This is a genomic window from Selenomonas ruminantium subsp. ruminantium ATCC 12561 (genome assembly GCF_000424065.1).
Lineage (GTDB): Bacteria > Bacillota > Negativicutes > Selenomonadales > Selenomonadaceae > Selenomonas_A > Selenomonas_A ruminantium.
The window spans coordinates 85113-106363 of the sequence record NZ_AUJE01000001.1; the positions used below are offsets into that span (position 1 = coordinate 85113).

Sequence of the window (21251 nt, forward strand, 5' to 3'; positions counted from 1 at the left end):
TCTGTGTACAAAGTGAATAACGTAAAAAGACCGCTTTTCCTGTTCGTAATTCCGACAGATGAAAAGCGGTCTTTGGTTATTGCGTTTGTTTTCCCGTTAACATGATGGATAGAAGAACGGCGCAGGCTAAAAAGAAGGGGTAGAACAGGCAGGGGATAATGCTCAGGCTGGTGATGCCGGCCAGTGCGGAAGCGATGAGCAGCTGTGCGCCGTAGGGGATAATCCCTTGGGCGATACAGGAGAAGGTGTCCAAAAGTGAGGCGCTGTCCCTTGGCTCGATGTCGTATTCTTCGCTGATGGTTTTGGCGATGGGGCCGGCAACGACGATGGCAACGGTGTTGTTGGCCGTGGCAATATCCATGAGGATGGTCATCAGGCCGATGCCCAAACGGCCACCGCGGGTGCCTTTGAAATAACGGCGGACGAAGTTCAGCAGGGCTTCAAAGCCGCCGCCGTCCCGCATAATCGCACTGATGGAGGCCGCAAGAATGGTGACAATCATGGTTTCAAACATGCCGTTCGTTCCCGCGCCCATGGCGGAGAAGGCTGTGGATAGTGTCGTGGTGCCGGCGGCGATGCCGAAGGCGAAAAACAATATAATGCCTGTTCCGAGTACGCAGAATACATTGATGCCGATAAGGGCCATGATTAAGACGATGAAGTAAGGCAGGGCCAGCAGCAGGGAATAATCAAAGGTGCCCAAATCAACTGCTGCAGATTGGAAGGCCATGACAAAGAGCAGGGCCAGGGTCGCCAGGGCCGCAGGCAGGGCAATTTTGAGATTGGCATAGAATTTATCCTGCATGCGCGTTCCCTGCGTGCGGGTAGCGGCAATGGTGGTGTCGGAGATAAAGGAAAGGTTATCGCCAAACATGGCGCCGCCGACCACCGTGCCAACCGTAAGCGGCAGGCTGAAGCCGGCGCTGGCGGCAACCGAAGCGGCAATCGGTACCAGTACGGTAATGGTGCCAACGCTGGTACCCATGGACATGGAAATCAGGCAGGCAATCAGAAAAAGTCCGGGGACAGCAAAGGTACCGGGCACGAAATTCAGGAGCAGATGGGCGGTACTCTCAACCCCGCCCGCTGCTTTGGCAATGCCGCCAAAGGCACCGGCCATCAGGAAGATGAACAACATAATGGTGATGTTCACATCACCGATGTTTTTGGCACAAAGCTCGATATTGCCGAGAAAATCACGCTTGCGGTTCTGAAAGAAGGCGACAATCAGCGCCAGCCCGAAGGCTACGACTACCGACATCACATAGAAGCCCATCTGTCCCTCTATCGGGGCGATGTATTCATACCATATGCCTGCTCCCAGATACAATACCAGGAAGACAAGAATGGGCAGCAGGGCCGCTGCCCGCGCCTTGGGCGGGTTATCATATTGTTTCACGAAAAATCATCCTTTATCCAAAATATCCTTTAATTTGCTGGCGACCATTTCCGGCGTGATGGCGTTCATGCAGGCATTGGTTTTATACTGACATTTTGTTTTGAGACAGCGTCTGCAGTCGTGCGGACTGATGACGAATTCGTGTCCTGCTGTCAGCGGGCCGTAAACATCCGGTTGGGTTGGCCCCCAAAGAGATAGCGTCCTGCAGCCAATGGCATCGGCGATATGCAAGGGGCCGGTGTCACAGGAGAGCAGCAGGTCAGCTGTTTTTAAGAGGGCGGCCAGTTCCAAAAGACTCGTCTGTCCGGCAATGGACAGGCTGGGACGGTTCATCTTGGCCTGTGCTTTCTTTATGAAAACTTCATCGCTGGGAGAACCGCAGAAGACGACCTGTACATGGGGCGGCAGGCTGCTTAGCGCCTGGCCGAAGTTTTCCGGTTCCCAGTTTTTGTCCGGCCAGGTGGTGCGGATCGTGACCATTAAAAGCGGCTGCTGCTGGTCGATATCATGTTCCTGCCAAAAATTTTCGGCAAAGTCCTGCAGGCTTTCGGGCAGATTCAGCGTCAGTCCCGGTTTGAAGGATGACAGTTCAAAGCCTAAGGGCAGCAGGGCGCTCAAATAGCGGTGTACCTTGTGGGAACTTTCGATATTGGGGGCCATTTCGCTCATAAAGAGGGGATTGCCTTCGTGGCGTTCGTGAATGCCGATACGGCGCTTGGCACCGGAAAGCCGTGCCAGAATTCCGGTCAGGAACAACCCCTGAATATCCAGTACCAAATCAAAGTGCCGCGCCTTCAATAGAGCGCGGGCTTTTTTCAGTTCGCGGTAAGCTGCGGGCAGGTCAAAGTGGGCAAAGGCTTTGTCCAGCGGGCGTCTGTCCCAGACGAGAACTTCGTCAATATGAGGATTTTCTGCCAATAGTTTATCTGCCGGCGGGCTGACCAGCCAGGTGATGTGCGCGTTTGGCTGAAGTTTTTTCAATTCCCGTGCCACAGGGGTGGCGTGGAGTACATCCCCAATGGCGGAGAGCCGCAGAATAAGAATTTTTTGCGGAAGTTTATTTTCCATAAATATTGGTTTTGCCTTTCGTTCATAGTACAATAAAATGATAGACTTATATTAGCATAGTAACGGGAGATTGTCCAAAATGTTAAAGGATATTACGATAAAATCGCTGGCCAGCGATACGGTGTATAAGCGGGGGCGCAATTACTATCGGGCGGGCGAGGTGGAAGACCTTGCGGCCTTGAATGAAGCGCAGACGCGCTGGAGTGCCGTGGTTATGGGAACGGAACCCTATGAAGTAGAAGTGCGGCTCGACAAAAGCGGCAACAATGTGGAGGGCTATAGCTGTGACTGCCCGGCAGCAGCGCAGTATTTGGGGGCTTGCAAGCATGTGGTGGCAACACTTATGGCCATTCAGGATGAGCAGGAGCTGAATAAAGTCACGGGGGGCAAGATAAAAGATAATTTTGCCCGCTTGGGCATCTCTACCGCCCGCGACCTGCTGGAACATACGCAAAGGAAAAAAGAGCAGGAACAAAGCCTGGCCAGTCAGCGAATGTTTTCTTTTTTTCAGGAAGCGGCGCAGGCAGACAAGGTATCGTACAGCATTGGTGCGGCCCAGTTCGGTCATTTGGAGCCGCGTCTGTTCATTGATGAATACTATGGCAGCTACAAAAGGTGGCTGGAATTCCGTTTTGGCTTAGATAAACTCTATGTGGTGAAAAATGCCGGTTCCTTTGTCGAGTCCATGGAAAACGGCAAGGATTGGCAGCTGGGCACGAGGAATGTGGTAAACCTTGCTCAGGTGCGTTGGGGCGATGAACAGTCGGCCAAAATCTATGCGCTGCTGAAAAAATACTTCCGTGCCGAGCAGGGCATGTTTGCGGCCGGTTCGACCAATCGTTACTATTATATGAGCTACCATTCCTATCTCTTTGACCAAAAGCAGTTCCGCCTGTCCGAAGATGCCTTTGCTGAGTTTTTGGAAATCATGGGCGACAGCCCCTTTGAATTGCGCCTGAACGGGGCAGAAACGGAAACTGTGCGGGCGGTGCCGGGCAATCCGCATATCGAACTGGAGCTTCGGGAAAATAAGGGCAGCGGTGAACTGGTGGTGCAGGAAACCGATATGGTTCCCCTGGATGACGAGTGCCGTTTTATCTATCAGGAGGGGCGGATTTTCCAGACGGAGAAAAAATTTGCCCAGGGCTTAAAGCCGCTGCTGCGCACCTTTGAGGCGGCCGATTCGGTAAAAATCCGGCCGCAGGATATGGCGGCGTTCTTTGGCAAGGTTCTGCCGCAGATGGAAAAAGCGGCAGAGGTGAAAATCGCACCGAAATTTATGGAAGAATATGTGGTGCACCCCTTGTCGGCAGAACTCTATATTGACTACGAAGGGGACGGCATTGCAGTGCGGCCCAAGTTCGCCTATGGGGATGCGGTATTCAATCCGCTCGTGGAAGCAGAGCCGCCTTTGCGGGATGGCCGCAAATTGGTGCGGGACGAGAATAAGGAGCAGGAAATCATCATGCGGCTGATGCATTATGGTTTCGGCAAAAAGCGTGACCAGCTGGTACAGCGGGATGAAGAGCGCAGCTACGAATTTTTGACCGAGGAACTGCCGAACCTGCCCGACTGGGTTGATGTTTTCTATTCCGATGCCTTTGCCAATCGCCCAGTGCGTTCCATGCCCAAGGTGACGGCAGGGGTCAGTGTCAACGATTCGAACCTGCTTGAAGTCAGTTTTAATGCCAAGGATTTGGACTTCAATGAACTCATGGAAATCCTCGACTCCTATCGGCAGAAACGGCGCTATCACCGCTTGAAGGATAAGACGTTTATCACCCTGGGCGACCAGCAGATGCAGGCTATTGCCGATTTCGTGGACAATACGGGGATTGCCAAAGCCAAGGCTGATGGCATGAAGGTGGAATTGCCCATGAGTCAGGCCATGTATCTGGACGAACTGGCGCGGGAAGACGAGGCCCTGCGGTTAGAGCGCAGCCGGGCGTTTCGTGCCATTGTGCGCGATATCCGCCATCCGGAGGAAAGTGCGGCAGAAGTGCCGGAGAGCCTTAAAGGCGTACTGCGTGACTATCAGGTGACGGGCTTTAACTGGCTGTCGAATCTTTCCGCCTATCATTTGGGCGGGATACTGGCAGATGATATGGGCTTGGGCAAAACCCTGCAGGTTATTGCCTTCCTGCTTTCCAAGCAGAATTACCAGGAGCCTCCGTCGCTCGTTATTGCGCCCACTTCGCTGATGTACAACTGGCTAGAGGAGATAAGCCGCTTTGCGCCGGGACTCAAAGCCGCAGCTGTAGCAGGCACAAAGGCCGAACGGGAAACGATTCTCGCGGAGGCCGATGCCAGCTTCGATGTGCTGATTACGACCTATAATATGTTAAAACGCGATATTGCCATGTATGAAAAACGGCGTTTCCGCTATGCTTTCCTTGATGAAGCTCAGCATATCAAAAATCCCATCACGCAGAACGCGCGGGCGGTGAAAAAGCTCAAGACCAGCGGTTATTTCGCCCTGACGGGTACGCCGATTGAAAATACGCTGACGGAACTTTGGTCGATTTTTGACTTTTTGATGCCAGGCTATCTGCTTTCCCATAAAAAATTCAAAGACCGCTATGAAACGCCCATCGTGCGGGAACAGGACGAGCGCAGCTTAAAAGACCTCAAGCGCCATGTCATGCCCTTTATCCTGCGGCGCATGAAAAAGGACGTGCTTACGGAACTGCCAGACAAGGTGGAGCGCAAGCTGGTAAGTTCCATGACGCCCAAGCAGGAAAAAGTCTATCAGGGCTGGTTCCTCAAGAGTCAGAAGGAATTTGCCCAGCAGATGGCGGCAGGAGATGACAGCCGCATCAAAATACTCGCCATTCTCACGCGCCTGCGGCAGATTGCCTGCGACCCGGCGATGTTCCTCGAAGGGTATACAGGTGGTTCTGGCAAGCTCGACCAGCTTGAAGAAGTGGTCAGCGATGCTGTGGAGGGGGGGCATCGCATCTTGATTTTCTCCCAGTTTACCACCATGCTTTCCCATATTGGCGAACGGCTCAAACAGCAGGGCATTGCCTATTATTACTTGGATGGCTCTACGCCGTCCTTGGAGCGCATTCGCTTGGTCAAGGCCTTTAATGAAGGCGCGACGCCGGTATTTTTGATTTCCCTGAAAGCGGGCGGTACAGGACTAAACCTCACCGGCGCCGATATGGTTATCCACTTCGACCCGTGGTGGAATCCTGCTGTGGAAGACCAGGCTACTGACCGTGCCTATCGTTTGGGGCAGAAAAATAATGTGCAGGTAATCAGGCTCCTGGCCAAAGGCACGGTTGAGGAAAAAATCTATGAACTGCAACAGAAGAAAAAATCATTAATAGACCAGATGATACAGCCGGGCGAAAACTTCCTGTCCAAACTTACGGATGAGGAGATTCGGGAGCTGTTTCAGACTGACCAACGCTTTTCGCATGGGCAGCATCTACATGCAGAATAAGCTGGAACAAGTTTGCGAAGGCTTTTCCAAGAACACCTACTATCGCTTCCTAAAGAATCCGCGCATCAACGGGCTCTGCCTATGAAAAAATACAAACTGTAGCCGTTGTCCGTGGATAGACCACAGGCAACGGCTTTTATAATGGAGAAAATCACAAAAAGGCGATTCACTGTCTCTTCTGAGTCAGCGAATCGCCTTTGCTGTTAGGGGCGCGGCTATTATTTCGCAGTCCCTTTTACAATACCGCAAGCGGTAGTAAAGGCCTGTCAACGTTATAACGAGCCATCTGATAAGGAAGTAGATAAGCTTGTTGCAATACCGCAAGCGGTAGTAAAGGCTTGTCAACCTCAATCGTATGATTGGGTTCCTCGATTATTCGGGGTTACAATACCGCAAGCGGTAGTAAAGGCCTGTCAACAGTGACGCTCAGAAGCCGCGTGGTTCCTGGTCTCTAAACCCTGTTTTTGAAAAGGTTCGCCATTTTTTGCCAAAATCCTGCTGGCTGGAAAATTTTTTGTTCCGAAAATGCATGATTTTTTGCCTCTATCCCTTGCCAATGAAAAGAAGCTGCAACAAATATTTTCACAATTTGTTGCAGCTTCGTTATTTCACAGTGGCGGAGTGGGAGGGATTCGAACCCTCGCACCAGTTACCCGGCCTAACGATTTAGCAAACCGTCCTCTTCAGCCTCTTGAGTACCACTCCATATGGCGGAGAGGGTGGGATTCGAACCCACGCACCCTTTCGAGCCTACCGGTTTTCAAGACCGGACTCTTCAACCACTTGAGTACCTCTCCGTAATTAACAGTAATATTATAGCAGGTTATCCGTGAACTTGTCAAATGGCGGGGATTGCGCTATACTATCATACGTTGCTAAATATTAAAGTAAGAATTTGCAAGTGCAGGAGTTGAGGGCGTTGAAAATTGCCTTTTTTGATTCCGGTATGGGGGGACTTTCGGTTCTGCATCATGCCATGAAGGTTCTGCCCCATGAGGAGTTTATATTCTATGCCGATGAGGATAATGTCCCTTATGGCACGAAAAGTACCGCGCAGGTGCAAAAGTTTGTGGGGGAGGCCTTTGATTTCCTGCTCAAGCAGGATGTAAAGGCCATTGTGGTGGCCTGCAATACGGCAACCTCGGTGGCGGTAGCGGAGATGCGCCGTCGTTATGATTTGCCCATTATCGGCATGGAGCCGGCGGCCAAGAAAGCGCTGGACATGGACGGCACGAAACGTGTGCTGGTGACGGCGACGCCGATTACGGTCAAAGGCCGCAAGATGGAACTTTTGATTGAAAAGGTGGATAAGGACCATTTGGTGGATCGTCTGGCTCTGCCGGAATTGGTGACCTTTGCCGAGCGTATGGAGTTTAACTCGCAGGCCGTGACGGATTATCTGCAGGAGCAGCTTCAGCCCTTTGATTTGTCGAAGTATTCTTCGCTGGTGCTGGGCTGTACGCATTTTAATTATTTCAAGGACACCCTGCGGGAGATTCTGCCGGAGAATGTGCAGTTCGTGGACGGCAATGAAGGCACTGTGCGGGAACTTATCCGCCGCCTTAAAGAACGCAATCAGTTGGAGCATAACGCGCAGTCGGTAACGTATTTTTATTCCGGCCGTCAGGTGACAGACCCCATGGAATTGGAACGACTGCAAAAATGCCTTGCGCGGCTGGAAAAGATGTACCGGATTTGACTTGACTTTACTGGTCTTTTGTTCTAGTCTATACAATGTGCGTAAAGTGTTAAGGAGGGTTTTTATGCCAGTAAATATTGAACATCATGTAAACTTCTACGACACGGACGCTATGGCGGTGGTACACCATGCCAATTATATCCGCTGGTTTGAAATCGGGCGGGTGGCTTATTTGCGCTCCATCGGTATTACCCTTACGGAAATGATGGACGATGGCTATGTGTTCCCCATTACGGACATCAGTGCCAAGTACGTTTCGCCGGGTAAGTTTGATGATGAATTGATTATCGAAACCACGGCGACGGCGCTTACGAAGGTGAAGATGTGCTTTAAGTATCGCATTTTGCGCAAGGATACCGGAGAGCTGCTGGTGACCGGCAAATCACAGAATGTCTATACCAGCAAGGAAACCGGACATATCACCCGCCTGCCGGAAAAATATCTTACGCGTTTGCAGGCGGCGATGGCGAAGGAAAAAGCCGTGGCAGAGGCGCAAAATAGAGAAAAATAAACAGGGAATTTTAGGGAGGAATTATAGTGGATTGTTTAACCTTAGTGTTATTAGTTATCCTGGCTGTGATTTGCATGACGAAATTATTCTTGGCCTATTTGGGGACGGAAGATATCCGGGTAGATGCAAGCAGCCCGGTGGAGCTGGAGTCCAAGGACGAGAACAGTCTGGTGCTCTCCAAGAAACTGCGCTTTTATAATGAAGGCAAACAGTGTGCCACCATTATGGATGCCATCTGCCGCAGCCAGCTGCCCTATGAGCAGTATGATGGCATTGAAGTGCGTCCGAAAGCTGAACGTGAAGGCGAAGTCCGTGAGGACGATTACTTCGAAGCAGTGATTATTCAGAAGAAGGGCTACAAGGGCGGCGAAGACAGCCTGAACATCTTTGCCAAAATCAAGCTTACGCCGCGCAAGGGCATGAGCCTTAATGAAGCGCTGTCCCACATGGTTGACCTGCCGGTGGACTTCATCTGGCAGGAAACGGGCCGTACGGTTCAGCATTACAAGAAACTGCGTATTGAAATCACGGCTGATGAAATCGCCAAACTCGCTGGCGTTCAGCTGGTAAAGGATTAAGGAGGGCATAGATATGGCTGAAGAAATGAAACTTATCCCGGTGCCCACGCGCATCTTAACGGAAAAAGATGATATTGTAGATGCCATCGAGCATTACACGAAAGATAAAATCGGGGAAAACGATCTGCTCTGCTGTGCGGAATCCGTAGTGGCTATCACCCAGGGGCGTTTCGTGCGTCCGGAGGATCTTGAAATCTCCGACCTGGCGAAATTCTGCTGCCGTTTTATCCCGGATTACGGCTCGCTGGCTTCGCCGCATGGCATGCAGTCCCTGATGGACGTAGAAGGCAAGTGGCGGGTAGCCTTTGCCCTGTTTGCCGGCTTCATCGCTAAAATCTTTGGCAAGAGCGGTATGTTCTACGTTTGGGGTGGCAAGGAAACGGCCATGATTGATGATGTTACGGGTACGATGCCTCCGTTTGATAAATGTATCGTTTATGGGCCGGGTGAACCGTACGAAGTCGTAAAACGCATCAAAGAGCGTCTGGGCTGCTTCGGTGCGATGATTGCTGACGTTAATGACCTCAAACGCAGCCGCGTGGTCGGTATTACCGATGGGGTAGACGGCGAAATTGCCCGCAACCTGCTCATTGATAATCCGTTCGGCAACGCTTCGCAGAAGACGCCAATCTGCATTATCAAGAATTATAAGCAGTATCAGGAAAGCAAATAAGTGATTGTAAGGAGAGCTGTGCTAGTTCACGGCTCTTTTTTAGGAGTGATGATATGGAGCGTTTCAGGCATCGCGCTGCCGACGAGCTGCGCCCCTGCAAAATTCACCGCAAGTTTCAAAAATACCCTGCAGGGTCTGTGCTCATCGAGATGGGCAATACCAAGGTAATCTGCGCCGCAACAGTGGAAGAACGAGTGCCTTTCTTTTTGAAGGGCACAGGTGAAGGCTGGATTACCGCAGAGTATTCGCTGCTGCCAAGTGCCACTGGTACACGCACTCAGCGGGAGGCAGTCAAGGGCAAGCAGTCTGGCCGCACGCAGGAAATCGAACGGCTGATTGGCCGTTCTTTGCGCTCCGTGGTGGATACCAAGGCTTTAGGGGAACGCACCATCATGATTGACTGCGATGTGATTCAGGCCGACGGCGGCACGCGTACAGCTTCCATCACGGGAGCTTTTGTCGCATTAGTGGAGGCGTGTTCGACCTTTTATCAGAAGGGAAATGTCTTTCCGGTGAAGGACTTTCTTGCTGCCATCAGTGTGGGCATAAATAAGGATAATGAACCAATCCTTGACCTCTGTTACGAGGAAGACTCAACGGCCATGGTGGATATGAACGTGGTCATGACGGGCTTTGGCAAGTTTGTCGAAGTGCAGGGGACTGGTGAGGGACGGCCTTTTGACCATCAGGAACTCACGCGTCTGTTGGCTTTGGGGGAAAAGGGCTGTCAGGAACTTATTTCCTATGAAAAGGATATTTTAGGCGGCCAGCTCGTGTGGTTAGTGGGCCGTGTTGGTTGATTTTAGGGGAGTTTTTACATGAAGAAGATTGTCATTGCCACGAAAAATGCAGGCAAGGTACGGGAATTGAAAGATGCTTTTGCCCATCTGCCGGTAGAAGTGGTGGCTTTGTCGGATTTTGGGCCATTGCCGAATGCGATTGAAGATGGGGAAACCTTTGCGGAAAATGCAGCCATTAAGGCACAGTTTTATCGGGATAAGACTGGCTGTGCCTGCCTGGCTGATGATTCCGGTTTGGAAGTGGCTGTGTTGGGCGGGCGCCCTGGTGTCTATTCCTCCCGTTATGCCGGTTATAATGCGGAAGACTGGGCCAACAATCAGAAGATGCTCGAAGAACTCTGTATTGCCGATGTGGAAGAATCTCCGGCGAATTACCGTTGCAGCCTGTGCTTTGTGGATACAGATGGTACGATACTGACTGCTGATGGGCGCTGTGATGGTGTGGTCAGGAAGATTCCCCGCGGGAAAAATGGTTTTGGTTATGACCCCTATTTCTACACCAACGAGTATGCTGGGCGTACCATGGCTGAATTGACTATGGAAGAAAAGTCCCGTATCAGCCATCGGGGGCGGGCTTTGCGTAAATTGACACAGAAGTTAGAGGAGCATCTGGCATGAAAATCGGCATTGTCAGTGACAGCCACGGCAGTTATCAGGCTATAGATTCGATGCTGGCACATAAGGAGGCACAGGGAGTGGCTCTGTGGCTCTTTGCTGGTGACATTGCCATGGATGCCGATTATTTGGCTATGGTAACGGACAAAGAGGTCATTCGGGTAGCTGGAAATAACGACTGGCCCGGTGGCCATTTGCCCGACTATGAAACAGCCGATATCGCTGGACATACCATCTTATTGACGCATGGACACTTGTTCGGGGTGAATTTTGGCTTGAACAACCTGCAGCAGGCGGCGCTGGCTGTTGGAGCGGATATCGCTGTATATGGACATACCCATGTTGCGGTGCAGGAGATTATCGATAATGTACTGATTGTAAATCCTGGCAGCGTTGCCCGTCCACGCGATGCAGCCAATGGTTCGTTTATGGTGATGGATTTACAGCCGGGGAAATCTCCCCTTGTAAAGCTGATAAGAATATAAACAAATTTAATTTTATAATCATTATCAAATGGAAAAGTTTTATATTTTTTTCTAAAAAAGTCCTGCTTTTAGCAGGATTTTTTTTGCGAATATCTAATATAAATATTGATGTGATAGAAGTCACTATTAGTGGTAACCAAGGTACATAAAAGTGAATTCGATTCACTATTTATGCGGCTCAGGCACAGCTTCCGAATGCTTGAAAATCAATAGGAAATGTGTTATTATGGGCCTGCTGATGTGTGATAAAGTGTATTTATGGGAGGGATTACTTTGCGAGAAATTGACGCAAAACAAATCACGGAAACCGTGGCACAGATGTGCAAAGAAGCGGCCTATTACCTTCCGGATGACGTGTACAACGCCATGAAGAAGGCAAGAGAAACGGAGACTTCTCCGGTAGGTCAGAACGTTCTCGACCAGATTATTCGCAATGCGGAAATCGCCAAGGCTGAAGACCGTCCTTACTGCCAGGATACGGGCATGACCATTGTATTCCTGGAAGTCGGTCAGGACCTGCACATTACGGGCGGCCTCTTGGAAGATGCGGTAAATGCCGGTATTTCCAAAGGGTACATCGAAGGTTATCTGCGTAAATCCGTGGTCGGCGAACCGCTCTTCAATCGTGTGAACACCAAGGACAACACGCCGGGTGTCATCTACACGAAGATTGTCGCTGGTGACAAGCTCAAAATCACCGTGGCTCCGAAGGGTTTTGGTTCCGAGAACAAGTCCGGCGTTAAGATGCTGGTGCCGGCTGATGGCGTGGAAGGCGTAAAGAAAGCCGTTATGGACATCATTCTCCATGCCAGCATGAATCCGTGCCCGCCGATGGTTGTCGGTGTTGGTATCGGTGGTACTATGGACAGAGCAGCCCTCCTTTCCAAACTGGCGCTTACGCGTTCTGTTGATGAACGCAATCCGATGCCGGAATATGCCAAACTGGAAGGCGAACTCCTCGAACTCATCAATCAGACAGGCATTGGCCCCCAGCTGGGCGGCAATACCTCGGCGCTGGCTGTAAACGTAGAGTGGGGCCCCACGCATATCGCGGGTCTGCCGGTAGCAGTAACCATTTGCTGCCACGCTATGCGCCATAAACAGCGTGTACTTTGATGGAAGACGGGAGGAAATATAAATGGCTGAACAGATTCGGATTCAGACTCCGTTTACGGAAGAAATGAGCCGCAAGCTTAAAGCAGGCGATGCGGTACTGATCTCGGGCGAAATCATCGCTGCCCGTGACGCTGCTCACAAGGCAATGACGGAAGCGCTTGCCCGTGGTGAAAAACTGCCGGTTGACTGGCAGAATCAGATGGTTTATTACCTCGGCCCGACGCCGGCAAAACCGGGTGACCCCATCGGCTCCTGTGGCCCGACGACTTCCGGCCGTATGGATGCTTATACCCCGACCATGCTCGAACAGGGCATCAAGGGCATGATTGGCAAGGGCTCCCGCTCCAAAGAAGTGGTCGAGTCCATGAAGAAGAACGGCGTAACCTATTTTGCAGCCGTTGGCGGTGCAGCAGCACTGATTGCCAAATCCGTCAAGAAATATGAAGTTCTTGCGTACCCGGAACTGGGCCCTGAGGCTGTAGCACGTCTTACCGTTGAGGATTTCCCGGCTATCGTGGTTATTGACTGCGAAGGCAACAATCTCTACGAAACGAATCAGGCTAAGTATCGTACGCTGAAAGATTATTGATAATCAAAGTATGGTGGAACAAGGCGGGCACGAGATTCTGCCCGCTATTCCAGGAATTATTTTAGGAGGTATAGAATGTTTCACACAACTTTTTACGTGCGTCGTCTGCATTCATTAGTAGGCCTCTTGGCGCTTGGTATGGTGCTCTTTGAGCATATCTTCACCAACTCCATGGCCCTGGGCGGCGCTCCTGCACTTAACGGAGCCCTCGCAATGATGGAGCTCATCCCAAAACCGATTTTCCTCGGTCTGGAAATTGGTGCAATCGCTGCACCGCTTCTCTTCCATGCCATCTATGGCATCTACATCTGCCTGCAGGCTAAGAACAACCCGGGCCGCTATGGCTATGTCCGCAACTGGCAGTTTGCCCTGCAGCGCTGGACGGCTTGGTTCCTCGTTGTGTTCCTCGTATGGCACATCTTCTATCTGCGTATCTTCACGAAAGGTATCGCTGGTACGCCGATTTCCTATGAACTCCTGCAGAGCTATTTCGTGTCCAATCCCGTATATGCTCTCTTGTACATCCTTGGCATGTTTGCTGCCATCTTCCATTTCTGCAATGGTATCACCACCTTCTGCATGACCTGGGGTATTGCGAAAGGTCCCCGCATTCAGAACGTAATCAGCCTCATGAGCATGGGCCTTTGTGCTGTGCTGTGCCTGGTGACGCTGGCATTTATGGGCAGCTACTTTGTGATGTAATTGCCTTGTGTATGGCAAAGTAAAGGAGAATTTCAATGGCTAATAAACCTGAAAAAAAGATTATTGTCGTAGGCGGCGGCCTTTCCGGCCTCATGGCTACGCTGAAAATCTGCGAAGACGGTGGTAAGGTTGACCTGTTCTCTTACTGCCCGGTAAAACGCTCCCATTCCCTGTGCGCACAGGGCGGCATGAACGCCTGCATGGACACCAAGGGTGAGCATGACTCCATCTATGAACATTTCGATGATACCGTATACGGCGGTGACTTCCTGGCTGACCAGCTGGCTGTTAAAGGCATGGTTGAAGCAGCTCCGAAGCTCGTGCATATGTTCGACCGCATGGGCGTGCCCTTCACGCGTACGCCGGAAGGTGTGCTTGACCTCCGTAACTTCGGTGGCCAGAAGAACAAACGTACCGTATTTGCCGGCTCCACGACGGGCCAGCAGCTCCTCTATGCTCTCGACGAGCAGGTTCGCCGTTGGGAAGTCAAGGGCGGCGTAAAGAAATATGAATTCTGGGAATTCATCAAAATCATCAAGAACAAAGACGGTGTTTGCCGTGGTATCGTTGCGCAGAACATGAACTCCAACGAAATCCAGGCATTCCCCGCTGATGTCGTAATCCTTGCTACTGGTGGCCCTGGCCAGGTATATGGCCGTTGCACGGCTTCCACCATTTGCAATGGTTCCGCAGTATCCGCTGTTTACCAGCAGGGCGCAGAAATCGGCAACCCCGAATTCCTGCAGATCCATCCGACGGCTATTCCGGGTTCTGACAAGAACCGTCTGATGTCCGAAGCCTGCCGTGGTGAAGGCGGCCGTGTCTGGGTATATCGCAAGAACCCCCAGACGGGCGAAAAAGAACGCTGGTACTTCCTCGAAGATATGTATCCGGCATACGGCAACCTCGTACCGCGTGACGTTGCTTCCCGTGCAATCTACAAGGTTGTTGTGCACATGGGCCTTGGCATGACCAACCCGAACCGCGTATACCTCGACCTCTCCCATATTCCGGCTGATTATCTGGAACATAAACTGGGCGGTATCCTCGAAATGTACGATGATTTCGTAGGTCAGGATCCGCGTAAAGTGCCGATGGAAATCTTCCCGTCCATCCATTACTCCATGGGTGGTATCTGGGTAGACCGCGAACACCACACGAATATCCCGGGCCTGATGGCTTCCGGCGAATGCGACTACCAGTACCATGGTGCAAACCGTCTGGGTGCAAACTCCCTGCTGTCTGCAACGTACTCCGGTACCATCTCCGGTCCGGAAGCTCTGCGCCTTGCCCGCAGCGGCAAGCTTGGTGACGCGCTTACCAGCGAAGAACTGGAAGCAGCCCGCAAAGAGTGCGTAGAAGAATTTGACAAGATCCGCAATATGAACGGTGCGGAAAATGCACATCAGATGCACCATGAACTCGGTGACATCATGTACAAATACGTATCCATCGAACGCGATAACAACGGCCTCAAACAGTGCATGAAAGAACTCCATGCCCTCCTGAAACGTTGGGATAACATCGGCGTTACGGACCATGGCAACTGGGCTAACCAGGAAGCAATGTTCGTTCGTCAGCTCCGCAACATGATCATCTACGCTATGGCTATCACGAAGTCCGCTCTGCAGCGTGACGAAAGCCGCGGCGCTCATGCTAAGATTGTCCTCAAATCCGACTATGATAGCTGGGATGCAGCCAAGAAAAAGGCTTTCGATGAGAAAAATGGCAAATACCATTTCGATGCCGCAACTGGCCGTGCTATGACGGATGATGGTAACGATGATCTGCTGTTCTTTGGCCGTGATGATGAGAAATTCATGCGTACCACGGTAGTATCCTTTGACGCTGCCAACAATGAACCGGAAGTTACCTATCGTGAATTTGAACACTCTCTCATTAAGCCGCGTCTGCGTAACTACGCTGTAGCTAAGAAAGAGTAAGAGGGAGGACAAACAAAATGGCAGAACAGAAAAAAGTCAGATTCGTAATCGAGCGTCAGGATGGCCCTGATTCGGCCCCCTATACGCAAGAATTCGATGTAGATTACCGTCCGGGCCTGAACGTTGTTGCCGCCCTGATGGAAATTCAGAAGAACCCCGTCACCGTTGACGGCAAGAAGGTTGCTCCTGTTGTTTGGGAATGCAACTGCCTGGAAAAAGTTTGCGGTGCCTGCATGATGGTGATTAACGGCAAAGCCCGTCAGGCTTGCTGCTCCCTGGTTGACAACCTGGAACAGCCCATCCGCCTGCAGCCGGCTCGTACGTTCCCGGTTATCCGTGACCTCTTAATCGACCGCTCTGTTATGTTTGAAAGCCTCAAACGCATTCAGGGCTGGGTGGAAGTTGACGGTTCCTGGGATGTTAAAGATGCGCCGATTCAGAACCCGTACACCGCAGAGACGGCTTACGAGATTTCGCACTGCATGACCTGCGGCTGCTGCATGGAAGCATGCCCGAACGTTGGCCCGCAGTCCGACTTCATTGGCCCGTCCCCGACGGTTCAGGCATATCTCTTCAACCTGCATCCGCTGGGAAAATTCGACGCTCCGAAGCGCTTGAATGCCCTGATGGAAAAAGGCGGCATCACCAGCTGCGGCAACAGCCAGAACTGTGTGCAGGCCTGCCCGAAGAACATCAAGCTCACGACTTATCTCGCACAGCTTAACCGCGATGTGAATAAGCAGGCGTTGAAGAATATCTTCAACCATTAATTGCATAGGCAATAAGCGATACGGCCCTCGCCATTTGGCGGGGGCTTTTGTCCGTCCTTTTTCTTGTTTTCGCTTGCTTATTGCCCCTGTTTAGGTATAAAATATTAATAAGTGGGTATGTTGCCCTAAGGATGATAATCGGCAATATAGGATGATAATTATGAGAAAAAATAATCGTATTCCCTTAAGCCCGTGTTTACGCCGTTTCCGGTTCTATTTTGATTTGCTGGGCAAGACGGCCAGAGACTATTTGTTCTTCACCGATTTACAGGAAAATCTGGTGATGGTATCGCCGAATATGGTCAATGATTTTGACCTGCCCGGTGAAATTATGCATGATTTTGACCAATACTGGGTACCATTGGTACACCCTGAGGAAAGGGGCGCCTATCAGGCATCCATCAGCAAGGTTATGGCTTCGAAGGTTCCTTGTGAGCATAATATGGAGTATAGGGTCAAGAATCGTAAAGGCGAGTATGTATGGATTTGCTGCCGTGGCCGGGTGGGGCTTGACCGGGACGGTAATCCCTATATGTTTGTGGGCACGATGTCGCGCATGGCTCAGCGCAATCAGGCAGATGAAGTGACCGGCCTCTTAAATAAATATCAGTTTGAACATGCAGTAAAAATGGCTCTGGCTCAATATCGGGCTACTGGAGAAGGCGGGGCTATTATGGTTTTCGGGCTGGATAATTTCAAGATTGTCAATGAAACCCACAACCGTATGACCGGAGATTTGGTTCTGAAACGGGTGGCTGATGTGATTGGCAATGTCATTCCGTCAGAGCTTACTTTGTTCAAACTGGATGGGGACGAGTATGCCCTGATTTATCCTGGTGCCAAGGTGGATGAGGTTGCGGATATTTTTGCCAGTGTGCAAAGTGCGCTGTCACGTCCACAGGACATTGATGGTCATCAGTATTTCTGTACGGCTTCCTGTGGGACCGTGTTCTACCCGGAGGCCGGCAAGGATTATCTGGTGCTGCATAAACATGCAGAAGCGGCTATGGACATTGCCAAGCGGGAAGGAAAAAATCGCAATGTGTTGTTCAGCAAAGAACAGTACAATCGCTGGGTACGCTCCATTTCCATGCGTGACAGCATTTGGGAGAGCGTGGAAAATGGCTGTGTGGGCTTCAGTCTGTTCTTCCAGCCACAGGTAAGTGCTGTAGACCAGCAGCTCATTGGGGCCGAAGCCCTGCTGCGCTGGAAAAATCCCAAGGGGCGTATGGTTGCACCAATGGAATTTATTCCCATTTTGGAAGAAACCAAGCTCATTATTCCTGTTGGCAAGTGGATTGCTGAAGAGGCTATCAAGACTTGTAAGCGGTGGCGGCGCTTTGTGCCGGACTTCCGTGTCAGCATCAATATGAGTTATGAGCAGATTAAGGACTTGTCCTTCAAGAACTTTGTGGAGGATTGTCTGGAACGCTACGATATGCCGCCGGATTCGATTATTTTGGAACTTACCGAAAGCAAAATCGTGGCGGATTGGAGCTTTATCAACAAGCAGTTTGATTCTTTTCGTCATTTGGGCATAGCCGTGGCCATGGACGATTTTGGTACGGGCTATTCCTCGCTGGCATCTTTGAAGAACCTTTCCTGCGATATTGTAAAGATTGACCGGGAGTTTGTGAAAAAGATTTTGGAAAATGACTTTGACCGCCGTTTGGTGCAGTATGTGGTTGACCTTTGCCATAGCATTGGTATTTCCTGCTGTATCGAAGGCGTGGAGGAAGAAGCGGAGTATGAGCTTCTTACCAAGGAATGCAAGGCGGATTCGATACAGGGATATTTATTTGGTCATCCGGAAAGCGTGCCCGATTTTGAAGAAAAATTCCTGCAAAGCTAAGATTGGAGAAAGAAACATTATGTCAAGAAACAAAGAACAGGAAGATATTTCGCTGTTAGGCAATAAGAAGGTTAAATACCATTATGACTATTGCCCGGAGATTTTGGAAACGTTCCAGAATAAGCACCCGGAAAATGATTATTGGGTAAAGTTCAACTGTCCGGAATTTACGGCGCTTTGCCCGATTACAGGACAGCCGGATTACGCGACAATCTACATCAGCTATGTACCGAATGAAGAGATGGTGGAGAGCAAGTCGTTGAAACTCTATCTGGTGAGTTTCCGCAATCATGGTGATTTTCATGAGGATGTGGTGAACGTCATCATGAAGGATCTCGTCAAGCTGATGGAGCCTAAGTATATTGAAGTTTGGGGCAAATTCCTGCCCCGTGGCGGCATTTCTATTGACCCTTATGCCAACTATGGCCAGCCGGGTACGAAGTTCGAGGAACTGGCATGGCGCCGTTTTGCAGAGCACGATATGGTCGCGATGGATAAGGTGGACAACCGCTAATAGTATTCCGGGAGGAGAGAGTCCTTGCTAAGACGTCAAAAACGCATTGCCCTAATCAACGATATAACTGGTTTTGGCCGTTGTTCGGTGGCGGTGGAACTGCCGCTGATTTCGGCCATGAAGATTCAGGCCTGTCCAATGCCTACGGCGATACTGTCGGTACATACAGGCTTTGAACACCACTATCTGGACGACTATACAGCGCGGATGAAGCCCTATATGGACAGCTGGGAGAAAAACCAGCTGTCCTTTGATGGTATTTGTACAGGCTTTTTGGGCTCTGTGCAGCAGATTGCCATTGTGGAAGAATTTATCCGCCGCTTCAAACAGCCGGCCACAAGAGTGATGGTTGACCCGGTAATGGGGGATAACGGCAAACTATACAGTTCCTATACCATGGAGATGTGTGCGGAAATGCGGCGTCTGCTGGCTCATGCGGATTTGGTGACACCTAATCTTACTGAGGCCTGTATCCTGCTCGATATTCCCTATCCGAAGGATGGGCTGGTCAGCAATGAAGATTTGGAATATATGGCCAGCGAATTGTCTGCACAGGGGCCTTCTCAGGTCATCATTACCGGGCTGCATGGACAGGATACGTTGCGCAATTTCATCTACGAAGCCGGACGGGGCAAGGTGCTGACGGTGGAGAAAATCGGCGGCGACCGGTCGGGAACAGGCGATGCCTTTGCGGCGATTGTGGCAGGGAGTCTCATCAATGGAGAAACCTTGGAACAGGCGGCGGTCAAGGCGGCTGAGTTTATCAATAAATGCCTGCAATATGCGGAAAAACTGGATTTGCCGTGGAATTATGGCATGCCATTTGAAGAATATCTTAGGGAGCTGAAATAAATGTTAGTTTATGCAACCCATAAGGGGGGCAGATACTTGCCTTTGGAGGAAAGTCTTCGCGAACAGCCGGAAGGCAAGCGGAATCTTTATGTGAATATCACCAACGAGTGTAACTGTGCCTGCACCTTTTGCCTGCGCAATATGAAAAAGATGGCCGAAGAATCCAGCTTGTGGTTGAAAAAACGGCCCACCGTAGAAGAACTGAAAGCCGCGCTGGCTGCAGTTCCCTGGGAATATATCAAAGAAGTCGTGTTCTGCGGCTTTGGCGAACCGACCATGCAGCTGGCTGTGCTTACGGAACTTCTCCATTATGTAAAGGAACAGCATCCGGAACTACCGACCCGCTTGAATACCAATGGTTTGGGTGAACTGGAATACGGCCGGGAAATTGCCGAGGATTTTCAGGGGATTCTCGATACCATCTCCATCAGCCTTAACGCCTCCAATGCGGAGCGTTATTACGAGCTGACCAGGGCAAAATACGGCCTGAAATCCTATGAGGCTATGCTGGATTTTGCCGAACACAGCAAGAAATATGTGCCTAATGTGGTACTGACCATTGTGGACAAGGTCGAAGGACCTGAGGAAATTGCCAAATGTCAGGCCATTTGCGACGCCCGGGGACTGACATTGCGGGTGCGTCCTTACGAAGACAGCTGATATGGTAAATTAAAGGAGCGGTACAACCTTTTCTGCAGCGTTTGACAAGCCTGTCAAAGCGAAAGAAAAGGTTATACCGCTCCTTTTGTGTATAGTCGTTACCGTATTTTATCAGTCATCACTCATATTGCTGATGGTCAACAGCAAGTCAATGCAGCGTACATAGAGCCAGACGAGCGTAATCAGCAGGGAGAAGGCACAGTACCATTCATAATCCTTGGGCAGTCCCTGTGCAACAGCCTCCTGAATCTGATGGTAGTCGATAAAGAGGCAGGCCGTAGCAATGCCGATGATCAGCAGGTTGATGCCAATGCCAATCAGGCCGCCATCCATAAAACCGAAATCCACGCTGAAGAAGTAGGACATCACAAAGCGCAGCAGATAGGCCAGCAGCAGCCCCATTAAGGCAATGGTAACGCCCTTGGTGAACTTGCCATCTACTGTAATCCAGCCCTGGCTGAACACCAGCGCAGCCGCAATGGCGATGGTAAAGGTGAGCAGTACAGCCTGAATGACGACACCGGGCAGGAACGCCTCAGCAATCATGGAGAGCATGGCAATGGAGGCACCTTCAAAGATGGCAAAAAGCGGTGAGATAAAACCGGCGGTCTGCGGCTTGAAGCTGACGATAAAGGTCATAATCAGACAGCCTACACAAGCAACGCCCGTAGTAACCATCGTGGCATAGCCGCTGACAATGGTGGCGATTGCTGAACCAGCGACCAACAGCACCATCAGGATTTCCTTCATCGCAATGCCGGAATAACTGGCCGCTTCCGACATGAACGCCCCATGGCTGAGGTCTTGTACTTTACCGAGCATAGGATTTTCCATAATAACATCCCCTATCCTAAAAGATTTATAACTACATCATTATTTTAACATAAATCTGAAAAATTTACTAATTGTTTAGCGACAATATAAGCAAGCCGGCACGCATCGCGTACCGGCTTTATTTATGGATATTCATAGATATT

Annotated in this window: 20 protein-coding genes and 2 tRNA genes; 17 read left to right on the plus strand and 5 right to left on the minus strand. The window is 50.7% G+C overall.

What is annotated here, in order from left to right; all coding sequences use genetic code 11:
- Positions 1-76: 76 nt before the first annotated feature.
- Both G598_RS0100415 and G598_RS0100420 read right to left on the minus strand, forming a co-directional pair.
- Positions 77-1399, minus strand: a complete 1323-nt coding sequence (locus G598_RS0100415; protein WP_026765259.1) for a Na+/H+ antiporter NhaC family protein — start codon at positions 1397-1399, stop codon at positions 77-79.
- 6 nt (positions 1400-1405) lie between these two features.
- Positions 1406-2467 (minus strand): glycosyltransferase family 9 protein, encoded by a 1062-nt coding sequence (locus G598_RS0100420; protein ID WP_026765260.1) that lies wholly within the window; start codon positions 2465-2467, stop codon positions 1406-1408.
- Positions 2468-2546: 79 nt separating this feature from the next.
- Here G598_RS0100420 and G598_RS16570 point away from each other — a divergent pair, with 79 nt between their 5' ends.
- Positions 2547-5915: a DEAD/DEAH box helicase gene (locus G598_RS16570; RefSeq protein WP_051179726.1), complete on the plus strand. Its 3369-nt coding sequence runs from the start codon at positions 2547-2549 to the stop codon at positions 5913-5915.
- 614 nt (positions 5916-6529) lie between these two features.
- Here the strand turns inward: G598_RS16570 and G598_RS0100430 are convergent.
- Both G598_RS0100430 and G598_RS0100435 read right to left on the minus strand, forming a co-directional pair.
- Positions 6530-6620 (minus strand) — tRNA-Ser (locus G598_RS0100430).
- A gap of 3 nt (positions 6621-6623) precedes the next feature.
- Positions 6624-6712, minus strand: a tRNA-Ser gene (locus G598_RS0100435).
- A gap of 122 nt (positions 6713-6834) precedes the next feature.
- Here G598_RS0100435 and murI point away from each other — a divergent pair.
- From murI to G598_RS0100515, 16 genes are all read left to right on the plus strand, one after another.
- The gene (gene murI / locus G598_RS0100440; RefSeq protein WP_026765261.1) at positions 6835-7614 is read left to right on the plus strand and encodes a glutamate racemase; all 780 of its coding nucleotides are present in this window, start codon (positions 6835-6837) and stop codon (positions 7612-7614) included.
- Between the two features lie 64 nt (positions 7615-7678).
- A complete protein-coding gene (locus G598_RS0100445) occupies positions 7679-8125 on the plus strand; it encodes an acyl-CoA thioesterase (protein WP_026765262.1) in 447 nt (148 codons plus the stop codon).
- Between the two features lie 26 nt (positions 8126-8151).
- Entirely contained in the window at positions 8152-8703 is a 552-nt protein-coding gene (locus G598_RS0100450) for a hypothetical protein (protein ID WP_026765263.1), read from the plus strand.
- Between the two features lie 13 nt (positions 8704-8716).
- Entirely contained in the window at positions 8717-9376 is a 660-nt protein-coding gene (locus G598_RS0100455; protein WP_026765264.1) for a coenzyme F420-0:L-glutamate ligase, read from the plus strand.
- A 53-nt stretch (positions 9377-9429) separates the two neighbouring features.
- Complete coding sequence (gene rph / locus G598_RS0100460) at positions 9430-10176, plus strand: ribonuclease PH (RefSeq protein WP_026765265.1); 747 nt, start codon at positions 9430-9432, stop codon at positions 10174-10176.
- An 18-nt stretch (positions 10177-10194) separates the two neighbouring features.
- On the plus strand, positions 10195-10794 hold the full coding sequence (locus G598_RS0100465; protein WP_026765266.1) for an XTP/dITP diphosphatase: 600 nt from the start codon (positions 10195-10197) through the stop codon (positions 10792-10794).
- Positions 10791-11276 carry a metallophosphoesterase family protein gene (locus G598_RS0100470; protein WP_026765267.1) on the plus strand — a complete coding sequence of 162 codons (486 nt, stop codon included), beginning with the start codon at positions 10791-10793 and terminating at the stop codon, positions 11274-11276. Before G598_RS0100465 ends, G598_RS0100470 begins: the two co-directional genes overlap by 4 nt.
- Positions 11277-11549: 273 nt before the next feature.
- Positions 11550-12392, plus strand: coding sequence for a fumarate hydratase (locus G598_RS0100475; protein ID WP_026765268.1), 843 nt, complete (start codon positions 11550-11552; stop codon positions 12390-12392).
- A 22-nt stretch (positions 12393-12414) separates the two neighbouring features.
- Positions 12415-12981, plus strand: a complete 567-nt coding sequence (locus G598_RS0100480; protein WP_026765269.1) for a Fe-S-containing hydro-lyase — start codon at positions 12415-12417, stop codon at positions 12979-12981.
- A gap of 75 nt (positions 12982-13056) precedes the next feature.
- Positions 13057-13683 carry a succinate dehydrogenase/fumarate reductase transmembrane subunit gene (locus G598_RS0100485; protein WP_026765270.1) on the plus strand — a complete coding sequence of 209 codons (627 nt, stop codon included), beginning with the start codon at positions 13057-13059 and terminating at the stop codon, positions 13681-13683.
- A 35-nt stretch (positions 13684-13718) separates the two neighbouring features.
- A complete protein-coding gene (sdhA, locus tag G598_RS0100490) occupies positions 13719-15626 on the plus strand; it encodes a succinate dehydrogenase flavoprotein subunit (RefSeq protein ID WP_026765271.1) in 1908 nt (635 codons plus the stop codon).
- 17 nt (positions 15627-15643) lie between these two features.
- The gene (sdhB, locus tag G598_RS0100495; RefSeq protein WP_026765272.1) at positions 15644-16396 is read left to right on the plus strand and encodes a succinate dehydrogenase iron-sulfur subunit; all 753 of its coding nucleotides are present in this window, start codon (positions 15644-15646) and stop codon (positions 16394-16396) included.
- A gap of 160 nt (positions 16397-16556) precedes the next feature.
- Positions 16557-18248, plus strand: coding sequence for a bifunctional diguanylate cyclase/phosphodiesterase (locus G598_RS0100500; RefSeq protein WP_026765273.1), 1692 nt, complete (start codon positions 16557-16559; stop codon positions 18246-18248).
- Between the two features lie 19 nt (positions 18249-18267).
- A complete protein-coding gene (queF, locus tag G598_RS0100505; RefSeq protein ID WP_026765274.1) occupies positions 18268-18762 on the plus strand; it encodes a preQ(1) synthase in 495 nt (164 codons plus the stop codon).
- 24 nt (positions 18763-18786) lie between these two features.
- On the plus strand, positions 18787-19614 hold the full coding sequence (locus tag G598_RS0100510; protein ID WP_026765275.1) for a pyridoxamine kinase: 828 nt from the start codon (positions 18787-18789) through the stop codon (positions 19612-19614).
- A complete protein-coding gene (locus G598_RS0100515) occupies positions 19615-20274 on the plus strand; it encodes a TatD family nuclease-associated radical SAM protein (protein ID WP_026765276.1) in 660 nt (219 codons plus the stop codon).
- A gap of 111 nt (positions 20275-20385) precedes the next feature.
- Here G598_RS0100515 and G598_RS0100520 read toward each other — a convergent pair whose 3' ends face one another.
- Positions 20386-21108: a Bax inhibitor-1/YccA family membrane protein gene (locus G598_RS0100520; protein WP_026765277.1), complete on the minus strand. Its 723-nt coding sequence runs from the start codon at positions 21106-21108 to the stop codon at positions 20386-20388.
- Positions 21109-21251 lie beyond the last annotated feature (143 nt).